Origin of the sequence: Bartonella sp. ML70XJBT, from assembly GCF_028618425.1 — a bacterium.
Taxonomy (GTDB): Bacteria; Pseudomonadota; Alphaproteobacteria; order Rhizobiales; family Rhizobiaceae; genus Bartonella.
Genome location: NZ_JAQISX010000048.1, coordinates 1 through 4,718, shown reverse-complemented (window position 1 = coordinate 4,718; position 4,718 = coordinate 1). Strand labels below are relative to the sequence as shown.

Sequence of the window (4,718 nt, the reverse complement as noted above, 5' to 3'; positions counted from 1 at the left end):
GGATCTTGCATGGTCTATTCCCCCTCATTCTGTTCCCCCGTGCAAGGCATTGGCGCGTGCCCGTTGCAATGCATGACGAACCGCATAACCCGTTGCAATGGGATCACGCGCGCCATTGACATGCACCGTGACATTTTGATTGTGCGTAATGGGGACGCGTTCTTTGTCTTTTGCTTCTGGAACAGAGCTATGGCCATGCCCAGCGCCTGCAAATTGTACAAGGGGCTGAGGCGTTTTGCCTCCTAAAAAACTTGGCAAATAATCTCTTACATCAATCGACCCAATCCACCCCTTTATGCGGTGAGGTAAAGATTTACAAAAGTCCGTCAATTGTGAGATGGAGCCCATAAAACCATTAACAATCCAATCCGCTAAATCTTCTCCGGCTTGTTCCATGCTCGCCTTAGCACTATCCGTGAGCTTTTCTTGAGAAAAAAAACGCTTCAACCACTCCCAAAAATTGGAAAGGCTTTGTTTAATTCCATTCCACAAATCTTCAAAGCTTTGAGCAACAGAGGCAAGACCTTGTTTAAACTTTTGCCAATTTTGAGAGAAATCAAAAGCAGCAGCAATGATATTCTTCCAACGGGTGATGGTGCTGGTATCAGCACCAAAAAAACGCATGACGGCTTCAAAGGCTTGGCCAAAAGCCCGTGTTATCCCCCGTGCAAAGCCCTTTATAAAAGAAGAAAAGCGGTCCCAATATTTCCACAAAGCAAAACCAGCAGCGAGGATAACAGCCACAACAGCAGCAATCACAGCCCCTACCGGGGTAAAAAGCCCTCCCACAACAGAGGACATGCCCGCCCCAACCACTTCGATCACAGTTCCTACCCAACCAAAGCTGCTCGCAAATGCTGCCCCTGAGACAGCAATTCCCCGCAAAGCGCCCATCAATAAGGTCATGGGGCGTAAAAGTCGCAGTGAACGTGCCCCAAGTCCTGCGGTGAGCAAGCCCAGTGAGCGCCCTGAAGCCAAAAGCCCGCGCCAACTTGCCTTCAGCGCACCGCTCACAGCCCTCATCTTGATAAAAGAGGCAATCAATTGCAGGACCCCAAGGCGGGTTCCAGCAAAAGTAAAACGTACAACCCGCAAAGCGATGTTAAAAGCCATTAGGGCAGCAATGGTTTTGATGATCACACCGGTTAAAACAGGGTGTTCATTAGCCCATGCCATCAGCACGTTTAAAAAACCACCAACACTCGCCATTAAACTGTTCACATGGGGCAACAACACCTCACCAATAGTAATGCCTAAAGCCACAACGCGGTTTTGCAACAGTTCAAATTGCCGTATGGCACCGGTTGCCTGTTTGTCTGCCTCTTGTTCGACAGAGCCTTTAAAGACTTTTGGGTCTTTCACATACTCTAATGCTTGCCCTAACAGTTCGGGGTTACCCACCAATTTGGCAAAATCACCGGTAAACTCTCGTCCAGCAATAGCAATCAGCGAGCGCATACCCTGTTCGGATTTGCCCAACACATCAAAAAAACGCACCAAGGTACCGGTGGCATCTTTCTCCAAATCTTCCATAAATTTTTGGCGAGAGAGACCAATATTGGTAAAAGCATCTTCAATATGTTTACCCCCTGCTTGTATGCGCGCACTCATAGAGTTAAAACCACGCGCGGCACTCTCAGGGACAATCCCAGCAGAAATCATCGCCGTCCCAAAAGCTGCTGTTTCGCGGGCTGTCAGTTTAAACATAGTTGCCGCACCGGTCGCCCGATTGGTAAAATCAGACACCTCACTTGCCTTGGCCGCCATGTGGTTGGAAAGATGGTTGATGGCATCGCCTAGATCTTCGATGCCTGCTTGATTAAGTTTAAAGACATTGCGTAATTTGGCAAAGCGTTCCCCAATTTGATCCCCGCTCATATCAAAAGCAACAGCTGCCTTGGCGGCATAAATACTAAAAGCTTCTAAATCTTGTTCACCAATCCCTGCTTGGCTAGCACTGGTCATCAGTTCTAAAACTTCACGGGCGGCGAGAGGAATTTTGGTGGAGGTTTCCAAAGCAAAACGGCGCAATTCCTTTAAGCGATTAAGGGGGGCATCCAGAACCTTTTCCAAGCCCTTCATTGATTGGTCAAATTGCATGGCTTTATAGAGGGGTGCAATTAAGGTTGCTGTTTGGGCAATGGCGCCTACCATGCGCCCACGCGCATGAATATAAGCATTTTGCGCTTTTTCTGTAGATTCCTTCAAGTGCTCAGGGTCAAACCACCCTTTAAAATGCTTTCGTGTTTGGTTTTGGAAATGCGCAATATCGAGGCTAAAGGCTCTTAAGTCTCGCTTGGCAGAGGCGATCCCCTCTTGGAGATGATTGACAAAACGCACAACAAGGGAAACATCCATAATCGTCTCTTATCCTAACTGATGGCTTTCATATTCTTGTTGTTTGATGCGTGCTAATTCTTCTCGATAGGAAATCACATCCAGCCAATCCATCTGATTGATCTCTAGAGCCGACCAGTGGTAATAAAGGGCTAGTTCGGCTCCAAATTGTCCGGCATAGGGGATTGGTGTTTGGGAAAAAAAGCAAAAAAAACCTTAAACACGGCCATAAGATCAACAATATCAAGACGATTAATCAGTTCAACAGATTCATGAGACATCTCTGCCAGAAGCGCGGCGATTCCTTCCATGGCTTCATGGGTAAATAAAGCCTCACAAAGCTTGGAAATGAGAATATCATTGCTCAAAGGTATTTTATCTTCTTCTACAGCGGGCAAAAGTAACTTTGCCAGCTGTGGTCCAATCAACACAGCTAATTGGCGTGCTTGCTTAAAATTTGGGCGATAAAAGATCAATTTCTGCCGTATTGATTCTTTGCCATCCTTGTCTTGATAAACAAGGGGAACCTGCAATTCCACCTCAACACTTGTTTGTAAACTTGTCATGATTAATTCCTATAAATTGAGAATAGAGCGTCGACGAGAACCGATCTCTTGTCCATTGCGCACGAGCCAACCGCCCCGTTTAAAGGAAAAGCGATGCAAAACAGAACCATCCCAAAATTCCGTATAGTCCCAAATATTTTTGATCTCGCAATCATAGCCTGTCGCTTTTCCAGCCGTTAAGCTTTCGCTATCAACTTTGACCAAGCGCCCTGTAACATCAATGGAATGTTCATGCTCGCGCCCATCTTCTTCAGAGATCACGTGTTTTTTGCCGGTAAATTTATGACGAAGACCAGGGGAACCACCAAAGATACCGATGATTTCTGGGGTGTGGCTGCGGATTTTCATTTGCAAGGTTAAAGCTTTCACACCAAGACCGCTTACATCAATTTGCATGTCAGAGCCCCCTGGTTGATAGGTTTCGGTGATTTCTTCCAACGTGGGCAGTTTCAATGTTTCAAGATCAAGGTGAAGATTCACATCATCATCAACAATCAGCGTAAAACCGCGTACAATGCGTAAAGTCATGCTTTAACTCCTTGCTGCTTTGCGATAAGTTTCAAGCGTATCGCCAAATTGATAAGTCATTTTCTTTTGGATATCTTCAGAGAGCCGATTAAAGTAAGCGCTATTGCGCCGGCTGCCGAAACTCAAATCTTCTAAAGGTGGCACTTCTTCTGCATCAAACTCGACCCGCAATTTTCCCAATTGTAAAGTGCTGTTGGAATTCAAATCACGGTCAAACCAAACACGTCCTCCAAGCAGTGCACCACGCGCAATCAGATCATCCAGAAACTGTGTAAGGCTGCGGGTAATGGCAATGACATGTTGACCGGTCAGGTTTTCGTCATTTGCCCAAGGGCGGAAATTGTTAATGATGGTTTTTTCCAAGGCTGCACGGGTGCGCACCACATTGACAAAGCGCCAGAGTGGATCACTCGAGGTGGTGTGATTGCCCCATAAAATGCGCCCATTAGCAGCCATTTGCCCATGCGCATTTTGGCTAAGGCGTGCCGGTATAAAGGTGGCAATATCGGCTTGATTGAGGCGATTAGCCTCATGATCAATTTCCCCATCAAAATAGCTAATCGGGCGTGCTGTGCCTAAAATACCATGCACATCTTGGTTAGAGGGGGACCAAAAAACACCCCCCTTTTGTTTGTCACGTTTGATAAACATCGCCGCCACTAAGGGACTTGCCGGTTTGATACTAAAGCCCCCCTCACTATTTGCTACCCGCACAAAGGGGTCAATCAGATAACAAAAGCGTGAGGAGAAATCTGCCCGAAAGGCAAGACTTTCTTCCGTATTTTTGCCCCCCGTATCGAACACGGCAATGGCTTGTAGCTTTTCAGCAACCTGTTCTAGAGCATCTGCTAGTGGATTTTTGCCATTATCAAGGCGCCCTGCACTATAAGCTGGCGCTAAAAGAATTCCAGGTTCCACACCTAAATGCCCCCGTGCATGTTTTAGCGCATGAACACCGGTTAAAGAAACACTTGACCCCACCATTTCGGTTTGGGTCTCAGCCATAGTGGATTTTTCCTCCACCCGCACAAGGATCACTTGTGCCTCAATCCCTTGCGCACGAACGGCATTGATAACATCAAGGGCTGTTCCTCTTGTCCCAAGCTTTTGGATTTTCTCTGTCTCATGGGTAAAGACCAACACGGGCTCGTTAAGGGGATAGGTCTGTGCATCCGCATCAGGGGCTGTAACAACCGCTCCAATGGCGGTTTGATCAAATGTTGCTAAAGGACGGGAATCCTCACCAGCCTCTACAATGCGAATACCATGATTAAATTCTGTTGCCAT

Annotated in this window: 4 protein-coding genes; all 4 read right to left on the bottom strand. The window is 46.9% G+C overall.

Going from position 1 to position 4,718, the window contains the following annotated elements; genetic code table 11:
- Positions 1–24: 24 nt before the first annotated feature.
- The gene (locus PVV65_RS09040) at positions 25–2,358 is read right to left on the bottom strand and encodes a phage tail tape measure protein (protein WP_273789937.1); all 2,334 of its coding nucleotides are present in this window, start codon (positions 2,356–2,358) and stop codon (positions 25–27) included.
- A 131-nt stretch (positions 2,359–2,489) separates the two neighbouring features.
- Positions 2,490–2,903, bottom strand: coding sequence for a hypothetical protein (locus tag PVV65_RS09035; protein WP_273789936.1), 414 nt, complete (start codon positions 2,901–2,903; stop codon positions 2,490–2,492).
- Between the two features lie 9 nt (positions 2,904–2,912).
- A complete protein-coding gene (locus tag PVV65_RS09030; protein ID WP_273789935.1) occupies positions 2,913–3,431 on the bottom strand; it encodes a phage major tail tube protein in 519 nt (172 codons plus the stop codon).
- Between the two features lie 3 nt (positions 3,432–3,434).
- On the bottom strand, positions 3,435–4,718 hold a 1,284-nt coding region (locus PVV65_RS09025), incomplete at its 5' end, for a phage tail sheath C-terminal domain-containing protein (RefSeq protein ID WP_273789934.1).